Origin of the sequence: Shimia sp. CNT1-13L.2 (assembly GCF_024331145.1) — a bacterium.
Classification (GTDB): domain Bacteria; phylum Pseudomonadota; class Alphaproteobacteria; order Rhodobacterales; family Rhodobacteraceae; genus Shimia.
Window position 1 is genome coordinate 19,969 of sequence record NZ_JANDJO010000013.1, and the last position, 17,184, is coordinate 37,152.

Below are 17,184 nucleotides of genomic sequence, written 5' to 3' on the forward strand. Positions count from 1 at the left end.
GCTTACATATCCTTGAGTTTTCCAAACGCCGCCAAACCGGAAAACGGTTCTGGCGGCGTTCTTATTCAACAGAGAGATCCTGATGGTATCTGCAGCAGAGCAAATGGCGGCCAACACAAGCTGGGCCGCGCTTGGTAAAGCCACCGATCTTCGCAATCGCATCCTGTTCACACTGGGCTTGCTGATCGTCTACCGCCTTGGCACCTACATTCCCGTGCCCGGCATCGACGGCGCAGCCCTGCGTGACTTCATGGAAAGCGCAGCGCAAGGCATCGGCGGCATCCTGACCATGTTCACCGGTGGCGCACTGGGGCGCATGGGCATCTTTGCTCTGGGCATCATGCCCTATATCTCGGCCTCGATCATCGTTCAGCTTCTGACCTCGATGGTGCCCGCGCTTGAGCAACTCAAGAAAGAGGGCGAGCAGGGACGCAAGAAGATCAACCAGTACACCCGTTACGGCACCGTCGCTCTTGCCACGTTGCAATCCTATGGTCTCGCGGTGTCGCTTGAGGCCGGCGAACTGGTGACTGACCCGGGCATGTTCTTCCGTGTGGCCTGCATGATCACCCTCGTAGGCGGCACAATGTTCCTGATGTGGCTGGGCGAACAGATCACCCAGCGCGGCATCGGCAACGGTATCTCTCTGATCATCTTCGTCGGCATCATCGCCGAGGTTCCCGCCGCTCTCGCACAGTTCTTCAGCCAGGGCCGTTCGGGCGCCATCTCGCCTGCCGTGATCATCGGTGTGATCGTGATGGTCGTCGCCGTGATTGCCTTCGTGGTCTTCATGGAGCGCGCGCTGCGCAAGGTTCACATTCAGTATCCCCGCCGCCAGGTGGGCATGAAGGTCTATGACGGCGGCTCCAGCCACCTGCCGGTCAAGGTAAACCCGGCGGGCGTTATCCCGGCGATCTTTGCCTCGTCGCTGCTGCTGCTGCCGACCACGATCTCGACCTTCTCGGGCAACCAGACCAGCCCGATCATGTCGACGCTGCTGGCCTACTTCGGCCCCGGTCAGCCGCTCTACCTCGCGTTCTTCACCCTGATGATCGTCTTCTTCGCTTACTTCTACACCTTCAACGTGTCGTTCAAGCCGGATGAAGTTGCCGACAACCTGAAGAACCAGAACGGCTTTGTACCGGGCATCCGTCCGGGCAAGAAGACCGCCGAGTATCTCGAGTACGTCGTGAACCGCATCCTGGTTCTGGGCGCGGCCTATCTTGCGGCAGTTTGTCTCTTGCCTGAAATCCTTCGTGGACAGCTGGCGATCCCCTTCTATTTTGGCGGCACCTCGGTTCTGATCGTGGTCTCCGTGACCATGGACACCATCCAACAGGTTCAGAGCCACCTACTGGCCCACCAGTACGAAGGGCTGATCGAAAAGTCGCAGCTGTCCGGCAAGGGCCGCAAGCGCAAGCGTAAGGGACCTGCACGTCGATGAACATTATTCTGCTTGGACCGCCCGGCGCGGGCAAAGGAACTCAGGCCGGTTTTCTCGTGGAAGGCCGCGACATGATCCAGCTCTCGACCGGTGACATGCTGCGCGCAGCCAAGACGTCGGGCACCGAGATGGGCAAGATCGTCGCCGAGGTCATGGACAAGGGCGAACTGGTCACCGACGAGATCGTGATCGGCCTGATCCGTGAAAAGCTCGAAGGCGACAAAAAGGGCGGCTTCATCTTTGATGGCTTCCCGCGCACCCTGGCCCAGGCAGATGCACTCGAAGAGCTGCTGAAGGAATTCGGCGAAAAACTCGACGTCGTGATCGAAATGCAGGTCAACGATGACGTGCTGGTCGACCGTATCGTTGGCCGTGCCGCCGAAGCGGTTGCCGCCGGTGGCACCGCCCGTGCGGATGACAACGAGGAAAGCCTCAAGATCCGCCTGATGGAATACTACAAGAAGACCTCGCCGCTGATCGGGTATTACCACGCCAAGGGCAACCTCAAGTCGATCGACGGTCTTGGCACCATCGACGAGGTCAAAGGCGCCATCGCAGGCATCCTCGACGCCTGAGCCAGAATTTCCTGCGGGAAATCACACAACCAAGATAGACTGACCCCCGAGGATAATCCCGGGGGTCTTTTCATGTTCAGGGCACTTCTATTCACCATCCTGGCGACAACGGCACAGGCCAACCCGCTTCAATTTGTCGATGACCCTGTCGCCTGCACCGCCTTGAGAAGCGGCGAAGGGGGCAACGATGTGATCAGCGCCGTTGCCGACGGCGCGATGATCCTGACCCGCGACGGCATGGACTCCATCGAGTATTACTGCGAGTTCGCCCCTGCCATCGTGTTCGATTGGACCGAGGATGCCTCAACCCAGGTCCGCCTTGGATTCTGCGAGGAACCTGGGCCCTATATCACCCCAACGATCTTTGCCTTTCGGATGTACAACAACGAGCCGAATCTCGTATATGTCCATGAAGGAGAAGCCTCCGAAGGGCATGTGTTTTCACTCTGTCCCTAGGTCTTTGGGCGGAACGTCAGGGTTTTGCCCGAATGGGGTTGACCTGTGAAGAATTTCCAAATACCCAGCACCATCTCTTCATGAGAATCATATCGCCGACGGGGTCGCTCCCCCTAGGCAGATCACCTGGATCAGCTGAGGCCCGGCGGAAAACGCGTCGGGCTTACGTTGTGAAAAAAGGTTCCGGAACTACGGAACCGCAACGAAAAGGAAAGTGACACGTGGCACGTATTGCCGGCGTAAACATCCCGACTGCAAAGCGGGTACCTATCGCCCTCACCTACATCACCGGAATCGGCCCCGCATCGGCGAAAGCCATCTGCGAAGCCGTGAACATCGAAGCAACCCGTCGCGTCAACGAACTGTCGGACGCCGAGGTTCTTTCGATCCGCGAGCACATCGACGCAAACTACACCGTAGAAGGTGACCTGCGCCGCGAAGTGCAAATGAACATCAAACGCCTGATGGACCTGGGCTGCTACCGTGGCCTGCGCCACCGTCGTAACCTGCCGGTTCGCGGTCAGCGTACCCACACCAACGCCCGCACCCGTAAGGGCCCGGCGAAGCCGATCGCCGGCAAGAAGAAATAAGGGGGGCTTGATCAATGGCACGTGATAAGACTCGCACTAAGCGTAAAGAGCGTAAGAACATCGCATCGGGCGTTGCCCACGTGAACTCTTCGTTCAACAACACCAAGATCCTCATCTCGGACGTACAGGGCAACGCGATCTCGTGGTCGTCGGCCGGCACCATGGGCTTCAAAGGCTCGCGTAAGTCGACCCCCTATGCCGCTCAGATGGCTGCTGAAGACGCAGGCAAGAAGGCTCAGGAACACGGCGTGAAGACCCTTGAGGTCGAAGTACAAGGTCCGGGTTCGGGTCGTGAATCGGCACTGCGCGCCCTGGCCGCAATCGGCTTCAACATCACCTCGATCCGTGATGTGACCCCGATCGCGCACAACGGCTGCCGCCCGCCGAAGCGCCGCCGCGTCTAATCGACATTATTTATCTCTGGGGCCGCGTGATTTTCACGGCCCCAGTTCGCCGTTTTGAAACCTCGGGAGTCTGACCCTTTTGGACATGGGGGCTAGACAGGAATGGAGGGACGCATGATCCACAAGAATTGGGCAGAACTTATCAAGCCGACCCAGCTCGATGTGAAGCCGGGCAACGATCCCGCGCGCCAGGCAACTGTTGTTGCCGAGCCGCTCGAGCGTGGCTTTGGTCTTACACTCGGCAACGCGCTGCGCCGCGTTCTGATGTCGTCGCTGCAAGGCGCGGCCATCACTTCGGTTCAGATCGACAACGTTCTCCACGAGTTCTCGTCTGTCGCCGGTGTGCGTGAAGACGTGACCGACGTTATCCTGAACCTCAAGGGCGTAAGCCTGCGCATGGAAGTCGAAGGCCCCAAGCGCCTCTCGATCCAGGCCAAAGGTCCGGGTGCCGTGACTGCTGCTGACATCTCCGACAGCGCGGGTATCGAGATCCTGAACAAGGATCACGTGATCTGCCACCTCGACGACGGTGCCGACCTGTTCATGGAACTGACTGTGAACACCGGTAAAGGCTACGTTTCGGCTGACAAGAACAAGCCGGAAGATGCCCCCATCGGCCTGATCCCGATCGATGCGATCTACTCGCCGGTCAAGAAAGTGTCCTATGACGTGCAGCCGACCCGCGAAGGTCAGGTTCTCGACTATGACAAACTGACCATGAAAGTGGAAACCGACGGTTCGATCACCCCCGAGGACGCAGTTGCCTATGCAGCCCGCATCCTTCAGGACCAGCTGACCATCTTCGTGAACTTCGAAGAGCCCGAGTCGGCAGGCCGTCAGGAAGAAGACGATGGTCTCGAGTTCAACCCGCTTCTGCTCAAGAAAGTGGACGAGCTGGAACTGTCTGTCCGTTCGGCAAACTGCCTCAAGAACGACAACATCGTCTACATCGGCGATCTTATCCAGAAAACCGAAGCCGAGATGCTCCGCACCCCGAACTTCGGCCGCAAGTCGCTCAACGAGATCAAAGAAGTTCTCTCGGGCATGGGCCTGCACCTGGGCATGGACGTCGAGGACTGGCCGCCGGACAACATCGAAGATCTGGCCAAGAAGTTCGAAGACAGCTTCTAAAGAATACGGAGGGTCCCCTCGGTCCCTCCATCAAATGCCCGGACAGCCGGGGAATACATGGGCACTTCCGCCCCAAGGTGAGCACCCGACACGCATCGGGTGCCGGACAAAGCAAAACGCGAAGAAGGAACTGAACAATGCGTCACGCAAAAGGCTACCGCCGCCTGAACCGTACTCACGAGCACCGCAAGGCCCTGTTTGCAAACATGGCTGGCTCGCTCATCGAGCACGAGCAAATCAAAACCACCCTGCCCAAGGCAAAAGAACTGCGTCCGATCGTTGAAAAACTGATCACCCTGGCGAAAAAAGGCGACCTGCACGCCCGCCGTCAGGCCGCATCGCGCCTCAAGGAAGACCAGTACGTTTCGAAACTGTTCGACGTTCTGGGCCCGCGCTACGCCGAGCGTCAGGGCGGCTACGTCCGTATCCTGAAAGCCGGTTTCCGCTATGGCGACATGGCACCGATGGCGATCATCGAATTCGTTGACCGCGACGTCGACGCCAAAGGCGCCGCCGACAAGGCACGCGTTGCCGCTGAAGAAGCAGCAGCCGAAGAAGCATAAGAATGTCGGGAATATCCCGGTTCTGGCCCCGCTCGGTCTCCGAGCGGGGCTTTTTCGTTTCTATACCCCGCCACGTGACGTTGGGGCATCCTACCCTGTTGACACACCGCCCCCCCGTCGCCCACACAGTCACCGCGCAACCGGACACGATCCTGACAACAGGGGACAGACATTCATGAGACTTCTTGGCATCCTTCTTTCGGCCGTCGCCATCCTGTTTCCCTTCGTCTGGTTCCCCGAAATCGCCGCCAACCGCGACAGCATCGCCCTGTTCAGCCAGTACATGGGCATCGCCGCCCTCATCGGCATGGCCATCGTCCAGCTGATCGCCACGCGGCTTGCACCCGTGGAGTGGCTCTTCGGCGGTCTCGACCAGAGCTATGTCGTGCACAAATGGCTGGGCATCCTGTCGATGCTCTTCCTGTTGATCCACGACACCGTCGATGCCGAGATGAACAGCCTTGGCCGCCAGTCGATGCTTGAGGAACTCGCCGAAACCCTTGGCGAACTGAGCCTCTATGGCCTCCTGATCCTCGTGGTGATCACGGTCGCCACCTTCATTCCCTACCACCTCTGGCGCTGGACCCACCGCTTCATGGGCGGGTTCTTCCTCGCCGGGGCCTTCCACTATCTCTTCATCCTCAAACCCTTCAAGAACGGTGATCCGCTGGGCCTCTACGCCTCTGCCTTCTGCCTGCTCGGAACGCTCGCCTTTGCCTGGCGGCTCCTGCCTGCCTCCATGCGCCCCTCGCGCAGCTACAAGGTTCAGTCGGTCGCGCAGACAGGCACGGCGCTTGAAATCACCATGCAGCCCCAAAGCCGCCCCATGCGCCACCGTGCGGGGCAGTTCGCCTTCGTCAGCTTTGCAGGCGCCGAACCCCACCCCTTCACGATTTCCAATGCCCCCGATGACAGCGGCAGCATCCGCATGACCGTCGCGCGTCTTGGGGACTACACCCACCGTCTGCACCGCGACCTGCGCGAGGGCACGAACGCCCGTCTAGAAGGACCTTTTGGCCACTTCGAAAGACAATCCTCCAAGCATGATGAAATCTGGGTCGCTGCGGGTATCGGCATTACCCCGTTTCTGGCCTGGGCGAATGACATGGCCGATGACAGCCGCAAGATCCATCTCTTCTATTGCGTAAAATCTGAGGCCGATGCCGCGCACCTCGCCGAAATCCGCGCCCTGGCCGAACGCTACGCAAACCTGACCCTGCACCTGCACGAATCCACCCAAAGCGGCCGTATCACCCCCGAAGACATGCTGGCCCGCGCGGGCCTCGCCGCCGAGACAACCGTCGTGTCCTTCTGTGGCCCCAAGCAAATGCGCCTTGCCCTCAAGGAGGGTTTCGAACGCCTTGGCATCACCGGAAAGCGTTTCCGCTACGAAGAGTTCGAGATCAGAACCGGCGTCGGCCTGCGCAAGTTCGCCGCGATCCTGTTTGAACGCGTGACCCTGCCACGTGGGCTTGCCGACAGGCTGCCTCGCTAACCAACGGTCTCCACCGCGTATTCTCTTTTGCTTTGCGAGAAAACTTGGGCAATCATGCCGGGCGAAGCATCAAGGAACGCGTCATGAGTGATGAAACCCTCCCCGTCGAATTCACTGGCCCCGCCGCCTGGCTGGGCTGCGATATGCAGGTCCACCCCGAACGCTGGCTCATCGAACTTGGACCGCAGGACATCCATGACCTCGAACAGGCGGCCCATCACTACCTGTCGCTTGGCCGTGATATTGGCGAAATCACCGCACAGGACTTTCCGCTCACGCATTTCGCCGATCACCTCGCAGGGCTGCGCAGCAAACTGATCGACGGCATCGGTTTCGAGGTCCTGCGCGGATTGCCCATCGAGACCTACTCGCAGGAAATGGCCGCCGCGATTTTCTGTGGCGTCGGGGCGCACCTTGGCTCGGCCCGCTCCCAGAATGCCGCTGGTCACATCCTTGGCCACGTCCGCAACGTCGGGGCCGATCCCAATGATCCCAATACCCGGATTTACCAGACCAGCGCCCGCCAGACCTTTCACACCGACAGCGCTGATATCGTCGGTCTTCTTTGTCTGAAAGAAGCCAAGGAAGGTGGCGACAGCCTCTTGGTCAGCGTGGAAACACTCTACAACCGGATGCGCGCCCTGCGTCCGGACCTGCTGGACAAACTGTTCGACCCGCTCGCCACGGACCGCCGCGGCGAAGTCCCCGAAGGGATGAAGCCCTACATGACCATTCCGCCCCTCACTTGGCACGGGGGCAAGCTCACGGTGTTCTACCAGCGCCAGTATATCGATTCGGCCCAGCGGTTCCCCGAGGCCATGCGCCTGACCCCGAACCATGTCGCCGCGCTTGATCTGTTTGACACCCTCGCCAATGATCCAGAGTTGCACATCCAGATGCGGCTTCGGCCCGGCGACATGCAATTCGTCTACAACCATTCACAGCTGCACGACCGAACCGGCTTTACCGACTGGCCAGACCCGGATCAACGCCGCCACCTGTTTCGCCTCTGGCTCTCACCCGAGGGCGACAGGGATCTGCCGGAATGTTTCAAGCAAAGATACGGCAGTATCGAGATCGGTAATCGCGGCGGCATCGTGACCCGCGAAACGCGCCTTCATGCGCCGTTGGACGGCTAGGGCACGCGCCTACCTGATCCACCCTCTTTCGCGATAATACCGCGCCGCGCCGGGATGCAGCGGCGCGACCAATCCGTCGCGGGCCATGGCACGTTCGCGAATCCGGTCATGCGCGGGGTGCAACCGGCGCAGCGCCTTGGTGTTCTCGATGGTCGATTTCACGAAGGCATAGACCGTATCCTCGGCAACCGCCGCGCGGGACAGGATGACAACCTTGGTCGCAATGGTCTGAACCGGGGCGCCGTTACCGGCATACATTCCCCCCGGTACCGAAGATTTCACAAAAGCTTTTGACGATTTCGTAAGCCGGTTGATGATCGAACTCGGCAACGGCAGAACCTTGGCCTTGCAGGTCTGCACCGCTTTCTGAACAAGCCCCGTTGGATGCGCGACATGAAACAGGATCGCATCCAGCTCCCCTTTGCAAAGGGCTCCGGCACGGTCACGGGTGCGGCCGATGTCGATGAAGGGAAAATCTCTGATCTCCCATCCATAGACGGCCCGGATTTCGTCGAACACTTCCGGCGTGATTCCCGCGATGCTGATCTTCTTACCTTTCAGATCCGAAAGTTGTTTGACCTCGGACTCGCCGGCCACAAGAAAAGTCAGGGGCATGTCGAACAACGAGACGACCGACCGAAGGCTCTTGTCACCGCCTGACGCCTTGAACCTGAACCTCCCGTCATAGGCCCAGCCCGCCCAGTCGGAAGGCACCATGCCAAACTCGATTTTGCCGCGGTTGATGCCCCGAAGGTTCGCCGCGCCGCCCTTGGACGCCTTGACCCGACACTTCACATCTTTGTTGCCGTTCTCGAACAACCCGCACAGCGCCTCGCCGGTCGGATAGTAAAGCCCTTGCCGCGCGCCTGCACCAATCGTGATCTTGTCAGCTGCCATCGCCGGCAGGGCAGACATGGCGACAAGGGCGCTGAAAAGGGCAGAGGCGAACAACTTGGGCGCGGGCATCACGGGCACTCTCGACATTGGGACATCGGATAACGGTTCAGTGATCGGATGATTGCCGCGGGATGTCAAACTGGCTGCGTTTGGCGAAACCCTTTGTTAACGGCGCACGGCGCGTTAACGGTGCCGGATCTGGTTCTTTCTGCACTGCAGTACCGACGTAATACCGACATGATACAGCCGGGATACCGAACGGGGTTTTTCGCTGATTCGCTGCGTACGCTTGCAATCCTCTCCCGGCCTTCGCATATCTGGGGCAAACACCACGGAGGCCCCATGTTTCGTTTGATTGCCGCCCTTGTTCTGCTTGCCTTGCCGCTCCAGGCCGAGACCCGTATCCCCCAGTCACAGGCCGAGATCGCATTCGGCTTTGCCCCATTGGTCAAACAGGCCGCCCCTGCCGTTGTGAACATCTATGCCAAGCGCGTGGTCGAGGTGCGTGAAAGCCCCTTCATGGGCGATCCGTTTTTTCAAAATCTCTTTCGAAATCAAGGGCGTGTCCGGCCCAAGGTGCAAAACTCCCTTGGTTCTGGCGTGATCCTTTCCGAGGATGGAATCCTCGTGACGAACTATCATGTGGTCGGCTTGGCGACCGACATCCGGGTCCAGTTGAACGACCGTCGTGAGTATTCCGCCAAGGTGCTTTTGTCGGATCAGGAAAGCGATCTGGCGATCCTTCAGATGCAGGATGCCAGCGACATGCCCTACCTCCATTTGCGCGACAGCGAGAGCGTGGAAGTCGGCGAACTCGTCCTCGCCATCGGCAACCCTTTCGGCGTCGGCCAAACCGTCACCTCCGGAATCGTCTCCGGCCTAGCCCGCAGCGGCACCGCCACCGGCAACGCCCGCGGGTATTTCCTGCAAACAGACGCTCCGATCAACCCCGGCAACTCGGGCGGGGCTTTGGTGGATGTGAATGGCGATCTGGTGGGGGTGAACACGTCGATCCTCACGCGATCGGGCGGGTCTAACGGAATCGGTTTTGCCATTCCTTCCGCGCTGGTGAGTCAGTTTGTCGAACAGGCGCGCGCTGGTGGTACGAATTTCGTGCGCCCTTGGGCCGGAATGGGCGGGCAGCCCGTAGATTCCGATCTGGCAGAGACCTTGGGTCTGGGGCGTCCTGGCGGTGTGCTGATCTCCGAGTTGCATGAGGAAAGCCCCTTTGCAAGCAAAGGCTTGCAGGCGGGCGACGTGATTCTGGAAGTTGAAGGTCAGCCGGTGAACGCCCCTGCCGAAATGATCTACCGGATGTCTGTCGCCGGAATTGGGAAGGACGTCGACATTCTGGCAATTATGGGCGGCGAACCTACCAGCGTTCGGGTGCCCATGATCGCTGCGCCGGATACGCCGGACCGTGAGGAATTGACCACCACCCGCAAGTCGGCGCTGCCCGAGTTGACGATTTCAAATATCAACCCCGCGGTGATCGCAGAATATAACCTTCCGCTCAATATTGTCGGGGTGGTTGTGACAAATCCCGGTAAGGCCGGTGGTCGCCTTGGTCTGCGCCCGGGTGATGTGCTGCGCCAGATTGACGGAACAGAAATCGAAACCACGGCAGATGCGAAATCGGCCTTGCGTCAGGCTTCGCGCAGCGTGACGATGGAAATCCTGCGGGGCGGTCAACGGATCGTCTCACGTTTCCGGATCTGATTCATGGCTGACCTGTTCGACAATTCACCAACCTCCGTCCCAGACACGGCGCCTCGGCCATTGGCCGACAGGCTGCGCCCCAAGTCGCTTGGCGAGGTGATCGGACAGGAACAGGTCCTTGGCCCAGAGGCGCCTTTGGGCGTGATGCTCGCGTCGGGGAGCCTGTCGAGCCTGATTTTCTGGGGGCCGCCCGGGGTTGGGAAAACCACGATTGCCCGCCTTCTTGCGGATGAAACAAACCTGCATTTCGTACAGATCAGCGCGATTTTCACAGGTGTTCCGGAACTGCGAAAGGTGTTCGAGGCGGCCAAGATGCGCCGCCAGAACGGGCAGGGGACCTTGTTGTTCGTGGACGAGATCCATCGTTTCAACAAGGCACAGCAGGATGGGTTCCTGCCGCACATGGAAGACGGCACGATCCTCCTTGTGGGCGCGACGACGGAAAACCCGTCGTTCGAACTCAACGCGGCTGTACTCAGCCGCTCCCAAGTTCTTGTTCTGGAACGGCTTTCGCTTTCTGATCTCGAACGGCTTGCCCAAAGAGCCGAAAAAGAGCTGGATCGTTCGTTGCCTCTGGATGGTCATGCGCGCGCAGCTTTGCTGGAGATGGCGGATGGCGACGGGCGCGCGCTTTTGAACCTGATCGAACAGGTCTCGGCTTGGAAAGTCGAAGGCAAGCTCAATTCAGATGCCCTGTCGAACCGCCTGATGAAGCGGGCAGCAAAGTATGACAAGGGTGGGGACGAGCACTACAACCTGATCTCGGCGCTGCACAAATCCGTACGTGGCTCGGATCCGGATGCGGCGCTGTATTGGTTTGCAAGGATGCTGGCGGGCGGCGAAGATCCGCGGTTTCTTGCGCGGAGGATCACCAGGATGGCGGTGGAGGACATTGGATTGGCTGATCCCCAGGCTCAGGCCGTCTGTCTTCAAAGCTGGGAGACCTATGAACGCCTCGGGAGCCCCGAGGGAGAGCTGGCCCTCGCGCAGGCCGTGCTCTATCTGGCGCTCGCTCCCAAATCGAACGCGGGCTATGCCGCTTACAAGGAAGCCATGCGCACGGCCAAGAAAACCGGTTCCGAGCCGCCGCCAAAACACATCCTGAATGCCCCGACGCGGTTGATGGAAGAGCAGGGCTATGGTGCCGGATATCAATACGACCATGACGCAGAAGACGGGTTCTCCGGTCAGAACTATTTCCCGGATGGTTTGAAACGTCCGGTGATCTACACCCCGGTCGAGCGAGGCTTCGAACGCGAGTTGAAGCGGCGACTGGACTATTTCTCGAATCTGCGCAGCAAGCGTAACGGTTAGGGTTCACTCCGAGATCGCGAAGCCCTCCGCGCCCTTGCTTTGCTTGACAATCAGGGCAGCGCGGGTGAGAGACGGGCGATGGTAACAACCCTTGCATATGTGGCTCTTGGCGGAGCAACCGGTGCCTGTTTGCGCTATTTGACCGGCATCGGGGTGACCCGGCTTGTCGGGCATGGGTTTCCGCTTGGGGTGATCACCGTCAACATCATCGGGTCTTTCCTGATGGGCGCATTCGTCGTTTGGGCCGCGCAACGCAGCCAGACGCATCTGTCGCCTTTGGTGATGACGGGTTTCCTTGGAGGGTTTACCACGTTCTCGGCATTCTCACTGGAGGCCGTGAACCTGTTTGAGCGGGGTCAGACCGGAGCTGCGGCTTTGTACGTTTTGATCTCGGTTGTTGGGTCTATCGGGGCGTTGTTCCTGGGCCTTTGGGTGGCAAGAGGGATTTTGACATGAGCCGAGTACAGACCATTGAGGTCGCCGCTGACGATGCAGATCAACGGCTGGACCGCTGGTTGCGCCGCATGTTTCCCCATGTGAACCAGATCCGCATCGAAAAGATGTGTCGCAAAGGCGAACTGCGCGTAGATGGGGCGCGGGCAAAACCCGCAACGCGCCTTGAAGCCGGACAGCAGGTTCGCATTCCGCCTCTGCCGGAGCCGGGCGCACAGCCAGAGCGGGTGGCTCCCCGTGTGTCGGACAAGGATGCGCGGATGATCCGCGATTGCGTGATCTACAAAGACGATCAGGTCATCGTGATCAACAAACCTCCGGGATTGGCGACACAGGGCGGTAGCAAGCAAACCAAACACGTGGATGGTTTGGCGGAGGCTCTGAAATTCGATTACGACGAAAAACCGCGTCTTGTGCACCGTCTCGACAAGGATACATCCGGACTTCTGCTTCTTGCGCGTACGCGTCAGGCGGCAAGCGCGTTGACAGCTTCGCTGCGCCACAAGGAAACGCGCAAGATTTATTGGGCCGTGGTGGCCGGGGTGCCGACACCGTACCTTGGCGAAATCAAGTATGGCCTGGTCAAGGCGCCGGGGCATGGGCGGCGAGGTGAAGGCGAAAAGATGCTATGCGTGCATCCGCGCGATGTGGCGGACACGCCGGGCGCCAAACGTGCCATTACCCAATACGCGACGCTTTTCCGCGTGGCGAGCCGCGCCGCATGGGTCGCGATGGAGCCGATTACCGGACGTACGCACCAGTTACGCGCCCATATGGCCGAGATCGGGCATCCGATTGCCGGTGACGGGAAATATGGTGGATCGGCGCAAGAGAACCTTGGGGATGGATGGGGCGCCCAGATGGGTGGGATCATTTCGAACAAGCTGCATCTGCACGCGCGTTCGATGACCTTTGAACACCCTGAAACGCGCAAGGTCATGACGGTCACTGCCGAGCTTCCTGAACATATGGCGCGGACCTGGGAAACCTTTGGTTGGACGCCTGACCTTGCCGCCGACGATCCTTTCGAGGAACTTCGATGACCGATCTGCGCCTTGTGGTGTTTGACGTCGATGGCACCCTTGTGGATAGCCAGGGCGATATCCTCGCCGCAATGACGCAGGCCTTTCACGGAATCGGTGAGACGGCCCCAAGCCGGGAAGACATCCTCGGGATTGTCGGGTTGTCGCTTGACGTGGCAATGCCCCGTTTAGCGCCCGATCTCGCACGTGAACAACACTTTGCCCTAGTGGACGGCTATAAGCAGGCCTATTTCGAACTGCGCGAGGCTGTGGGTACGTCGAATTCCTCTCCGCTTTATCCTGGAGCACGCGATGTGCTGGATACCCTGGCAGTACAGGATGACGTGCTGCTGGGCGTCGCAACCGGGAAGTCGCGCAGAGGGCTGGACAAGCTTCTGGAAGGCCACGGACTGCAGAAGACCTTTGTGACCGAACAAGTCGCCGACTTTCACCCCTCCAAGCCGCATCCGTCGATGTTGCAGGCCTCTTTGGCAGATACAGGGGTAGAGGCATCGCAGGCGGTAATGGTTGGCGACACCAGTTTCGACATGGAAATGGCGCGTGCCGCCGGAATGAAAGCAATTGGCGTGAGCTGGGGATATCACCCCGTCGACGCGCTGCACTTTGCGGATGTGGTGATCGATTCTTTTCACCAGCTTCCGTCCGCAATTGAACGTATTTGGGGAATGGACACATGAGTGGTTGGGCAAAGAAAGTTTTCTGGAAAGAAACGACAGTCGAGGCAGAGGGCGATGGGTTTACTGTGCGCCTGGATGGTCGTGCGTTGAAGACACCGGCCAAGGCATCGCTTGTTGTGCCCACTCAGGAGATGGCCGAGGCCATTGCCGAAGAATGGCGTGCGCAGGATGGTGAAGTTGACCCAACATCAATGCCCGTGACACGCTCGGCCAATGCTGCAATCGACAAGGTGGCTGTTCAACATGCTGAGGTCGCGGACATGCTGGCGGAATACGGCGGAAGCGATCTGCTATGCTATCGGGCGACATCTCCGGAAGAGCTGGTCGCGCGTCAGGCCAATGCTTGGGATCCTCTTCTGCGCTGGGCGGAACAGGAGTTCGGGGCAAAGCTCGTGCCTGTTGCGGGAATCATGCACCAACCACAGGATGAAGCCTCTCTAGAACGTCTGCGGTCTGCGGTTCATGCACTCGACAATTTCGAGCTGGCGGCCTTTCACGATCTCGTTAGCATTTCGGGTTCCCTGGTGCTTGGATTCGCTGCCGCAAGAGAATTCCGGGCGCCGGAAGAGATTTGGGCTTTGTCGCGCATTGATGAAACCTGGCAAGAAGAGCAGTGGGGCGTTGACGAAGAGGCAGCAGAGCAAGCCGAAGTGAAATTTCGGGCCTTCCTGAACGCCGAACGCTTTTTCAAAATGTCGCATTAACCGGCCATTTTGTCCGATACTTACCGACTTCCCGAGAGCCTGCTCGCATTAATTGTATTCTGTGATACGGCTCTTGACGTTTCGCGATGAATGCGACCAAACTGGTCCATGCTGAGGGGGGAGCACCCTTTCCAGTATCGCTCTTGGTCAAAACTGACCGGATCATAAACCGCCCAAAAAGGGCGGACCATCAGGAAGAGGTAAATATGAAAAAATCCGTAATTTTTGGTGCGCTGACTGTTGCTGGCCTCGCGGCTGGCGCTGCTGCTGCTGGCACGCTGGATGACGTGAAAGCACGCGGCAAGCTGAACTGCGGCGTGACCACGGGTCTGGTTGGCTTTGCTGCACCTGACGCAAACGGCAACTGGGACGGCTTTGACGTAGGCGTCTGCCGCGCCGTTGCTGCTGCCGTTCTGGGTGACGCAAACGCGGTCGAATTCGTTCCGACCACCGGTAAGACCCGCTTCACTGCTCTGGCATCGGGTGAAATCGACATGCTGGCGCGTAACACCACCTGGACCTTCTCGCGTGACGTGGACCTGAAGTTCACCTTCGTTGGCGTCAACTACTATGATGGCCAAGGCTTCATGGTTCCGGCTGAACTGGGTGTTTCGTCGGCCAAGGAACTGGACGGTGCAACCGTTTGTATCCAGACCGGTACCACCACCGAACTGAACCTCGCGGATTTCTTCCGCGCCAACAACATCAGCTACGAGCCGGTTCCGATCGAAACCAACGCCGAAGCGCAGCAACAGTACCTCGCAGGTGCGTGTGACGTTTACACCACCGACGCGTCGGGCCTTGCTGCAACCCGCGCGACTTTCGAAGACCCGGGCGCGCACGTGCTGCTGCCTGAAATCATCTCGAAAGAGCCGCTCGGCCCGCTTGTTCGCCACGGCGACAACAACTGGGGTGACGTGGTTCGCTGGTCGCTGAACGCTCTGATCACCGCAGAGGAACTGGGTGTGACCTCGGCAAACATCGCCGAGATGTCTGCAGGCACCAACAACCCGGAAGTGAACCGTCTGCTCGGTACCGAAGGCTCGCTGGGCGAAATGCTCGGTCTGTCGGCCGACTGGGCCAAGAACGCTATCATGGCGGGCGGCAACTATGGTGAACTGTTCGAGAAGAACATCGGTGAGAACACCCCGATTGGTCTGGCGCGTGGTCTGAACGCACAGTGGACCGACGGCGGTCTGATCTACTCGCCGCCCTTCCGCTAAGAACGACTAAGTCGAAGGGCGCGAGATCATCCTCGCGCCCTTCGCACTTTACCAAGCAATGAATCGGCCACCGGCGCAAAAGCCATCAAAAAAACAAGGCCGAGCAACGGGGAACATCCCAAATGACCACATTGACCGACCCTCCCAAGGAGTCGTTCCGGATATCTATGCTTATCCATGATACCCGGTATCGCTCACTGACGTTCCAGGCGATAGCGGCCGCGCTTCTGGCGCTGGCGATCTGGTATCTGGGCAACAACCTGATCCAGAACCTTCGCGCCGCCGGACTGAACATTTCCTACAGTTTCCTTGGCGAACCTGCTGGCTATGACATCAACCAGCGACTCGTCGACTACGACAGTCAGTCAACACACGCCAAAGCCGCCCTCGTCGGCCTGCTGAACACGCTTCTGGTTGCCTTTTTGGCCTGTGTGACCGCGACGATCTTCGGCGTGATTGCCGGCGTTCTGCGCCTTTCGAACAACTGGATCGTCTCGAAGCTGATGGCGATCTATGTCGAGATCTTCCGCAACATTCCGGTGCTGATCTGGATCATCATCATCTTCACCATCATGACGGCGGTTCTGCCGGGCCCAAGGGCCTTCCGCGGCGACAATGCGACGTCGAGCATGGTGTTGGACCTGTTCGCGTTCACCAACCGCGGGATCTACATCCCGATGCCTTGGTTCGAAAGCGGGTTGTTTGCCTCGCCGACGATGAACTGGGTTCTTGTTCTGGCTGTACTGGCTGGTTCGTGGTTCGCCACACGTCGGGTTTCCGCTTGGGCGACGCACAAGCAGGAAGATACCGGCGTACGCCCCAAAACGATTTGGATCAACCTTGCTATCTGGTTCGTTCCGGTGGCGCTTCTTCTCATGATAATGGGGCTGACCTGGGAAGTTCCCGCCCTCAAGGGCTTTAACTTCAAAGGCGGCATCAAGATCGGTGGCCCGCTGATCGCCCTGTGGTTCGCGCTGTCGATCTACACTGGCGCATTCATCGCGGAAAACGTACGTGCCGGTATTCAGGCTGTCTCGAAAGGACAGACCGAAGCGGCATCTGCACTTGGCCTGCGCTCTGGTCGCGTGATGAACCTGGTGGTGCTGCCGCAGGCACTGCGTGTCATCATCCCGCCACTGATCTCGCAGTACCTGAACATCACGAAAAACTCTTCGCTGGCGATCGCAGTTGGCTATGCCGACATCACTGCAACGCTGGGTGGGATCACGCTGAACCAGACCGGTCGTGCGATCGAATGCGTTCTCTTGCTGATGCTGTTCTATCTGACCGCGTCGCTGCTGATCTCGATGGCGATGAACCTGTACAACGCTTCCGTGAAGCTGAAGGAGCGCTGAGT

General features: G+C 59.2%; 18 protein-coding genes. 17 read left to right on the plus strand and 1 reads right to left on the minus strand.

Going from position 1 to position 17,184, the window contains the following annotated elements; translation table 11 throughout:
• The first annotated feature begins 82 nt into the window (after positions 1 to 82).
• The 9 genes from secY to NNA36_RS18645 all read left to right on the plus strand — a co-directional run bounded on the left by secY (position 83) and on the right by NNA36_RS18645 (position 7,797).
• The gene (secY, locus tag NNA36_RS18605; protein WP_255109897.1) at positions 83 to 1,444 is read left to right on the plus strand and encodes a preprotein translocase subunit SecY; all 1,362 of its coding nucleotides are present in this window, start codon (positions 83 to 85) and stop codon (positions 1,442 to 1,444) included.
• Positions 1,441 to 2,019 (plus strand): adenylate kinase, encoded by a 579-nt coding sequence (locus tag NNA36_RS18610; RefSeq protein WP_255109899.1) that lies wholly within the window; start codon positions 1,441 to 1,443, stop codon positions 2,017 to 2,019. Before secY ends, NNA36_RS18610 begins: the two co-directional genes overlap by 4 nt.
• A 72-nt stretch (positions 2,020 to 2,091) precedes the next feature.
• Positions 2,092 to 2,475, plus strand: coding sequence for a hypothetical protein (locus NNA36_RS18615; RefSeq protein ID WP_255109902.1), 384 nt, complete (start codon positions 2,092 to 2,094; stop codon positions 2,473 to 2,475).
• A 221-nt stretch (positions 2,476 to 2,696) separates the two neighbouring features.
• Positions 2,697 to 3,065, plus strand: a complete 369-nt coding sequence (rpsM, locus tag NNA36_RS18620; RefSeq protein WP_255109904.1) for a 30S ribosomal protein S13 — start codon at positions 2,697 to 2,699, stop codon at positions 3,063 to 3,065.
• A 14-nt stretch (positions 3,066 to 3,079) separates the two neighbouring features.
• Positions 3,080 to 3,469: a 30S ribosomal protein S11 gene (gene rpsK, locus NNA36_RS18625; protein ID WP_108857342.1), complete on the plus strand. Its 390-nt coding sequence runs from the start codon at positions 3,080 to 3,082 to the stop codon at positions 3,467 to 3,469.
• A gap of 114 nt (positions 3,470 to 3,583) precedes the next feature.
• Positions 3,584 to 4,600, plus strand: coding sequence for a DNA-directed RNA polymerase subunit alpha (locus tag NNA36_RS18630; protein WP_255109906.1), 1,017 nt, complete (start codon positions 3,584 to 3,586; stop codon positions 4,598 to 4,600).
• Between the two features lie 137 nt (positions 4,601 to 4,737).
• Positions 4,738 to 5,163, plus strand: coding sequence for a 50S ribosomal protein L17 (gene rplQ / locus NNA36_RS18635; RefSeq protein WP_255109909.1), 426 nt, complete (start codon positions 4,738 to 4,740; stop codon positions 5,161 to 5,163).
• A 175-nt stretch (positions 5,164 to 5,338) separates the two neighbouring features.
• Complete coding sequence (locus NNA36_RS18640; RefSeq protein WP_255109911.1) at positions 5,339 to 6,658, plus strand: ferric reductase-like transmembrane domain-containing protein; 1,320 nt, start codon at positions 5,339 to 5,341, stop codon at positions 6,656 to 6,658.
• 83 nt (positions 6,659 to 6,741) lie between these two features.
• Positions 6,742 to 7,797: a TauD/TfdA family dioxygenase gene (locus NNA36_RS18645; protein WP_255109914.1), complete on the plus strand. Its 1,056-nt coding sequence runs from the start codon at positions 6,742 to 6,744 to the stop codon at positions 7,795 to 7,797.
• 9 nt (positions 7,798 to 7,806) lie between these two features.
• On the opposite strand, the gene NNA36_RS18650 is transcribed toward NNA36_RS18645, so the two are convergent.
• On the minus strand, positions 7,807 to 8,763 hold the full coding sequence (locus tag NNA36_RS18650) for a TAXI family TRAP transporter solute-binding subunit (protein WP_255109917.1): 957 nt from the start codon (positions 8,761 to 8,763) through the stop codon (positions 7,807 to 7,809).
• Positions 8,764 to 9,036: 273 nt separating this feature from the next.
• On the opposite strand from NNA36_RS18650, the gene NNA36_RS18655 reads away from it, so the two are divergent.
• The 8 genes from NNA36_RS18655 to NNA36_RS18690 all read left to right on the plus strand — a co-directional run bounded on the left by NNA36_RS18655 (position 9,037) and on the right by NNA36_RS18690 (position 17,182).
• Complete coding sequence (locus NNA36_RS18655; RefSeq protein ID WP_255109919.1) at positions 9,037 to 10,413, plus strand: trypsin-like peptidase domain-containing protein; 1,377 nt, start codon at positions 9,037 to 9,039, stop codon at positions 10,411 to 10,413.
• A gap of 3 nt (positions 10,414 to 10,416) precedes the next feature.
• A complete protein-coding gene (locus NNA36_RS18660; RefSeq protein ID WP_255109921.1) occupies positions 10,417 to 11,727 on the plus strand; it encodes a replication-associated recombination protein A in 1,311 nt (436 codons plus the stop codon).
• Positions 11,728 to 11,805: 78 nt separating this feature from the next.
• Complete coding sequence (gene crcB, locus NNA36_RS18665) at positions 11,806 to 12,183, plus strand: fluoride efflux transporter CrcB (RefSeq protein WP_255109924.1); 378 nt, start codon at positions 11,806 to 11,808, stop codon at positions 12,181 to 12,183.
• Positions 12,180 to 13,223, plus strand: a complete 1,044-nt coding sequence (locus tag NNA36_RS18670) for an RluA family pseudouridine synthase (protein ID WP_255109927.1) — start codon at positions 12,180 to 12,182, stop codon at positions 13,221 to 13,223. The genes crcB and NNA36_RS18670 overlap by 4 nt, the downstream gene beginning before the upstream one ends.
• A complete protein-coding gene (locus NNA36_RS18675; RefSeq protein ID WP_255109929.1) occupies positions 13,220 to 13,900 on the plus strand; it encodes an HAD-IA family hydrolase in 681 nt (226 codons plus the stop codon). Before NNA36_RS18670 ends, NNA36_RS18675 begins: the two co-directional genes overlap by 4 nt.
• Positions 13,897 to 14,604, plus strand: a complete 708-nt coding sequence (locus tag NNA36_RS18680) for an ATP12 family chaperone protein (protein WP_255109987.1) — start codon at positions 13,897 to 13,899, stop codon at positions 14,602 to 14,604. Before NNA36_RS18675 ends, NNA36_RS18680 begins: the two co-directional genes overlap by 4 nt.
• Positions 14,605 to 14,810: 206 nt before the next feature.
• Positions 14,811 to 15,827 carry an amino acid ABC transporter substrate-binding protein gene (locus NNA36_RS18685; protein ID WP_255109931.1) on the plus strand — a complete coding sequence of 339 codons (1,017 nt, stop codon included), beginning with the start codon at positions 14,811 to 14,813 and terminating at the stop codon, positions 15,825 to 15,827.
• Positions 15,828 to 15,949: 122 nt separating this feature from the next.
• Positions 15,950 to 17,182: an amino acid ABC transporter permease gene (locus NNA36_RS18690; protein ID WP_255109933.1), complete on the plus strand. Its 1,233-nt coding sequence runs from the start codon at positions 15,950 to 15,952 to the stop codon at positions 17,180 to 17,182.
• The last annotated feature ends 2 nt before the right edge of the window (positions 17,183 to 17,184 follow it).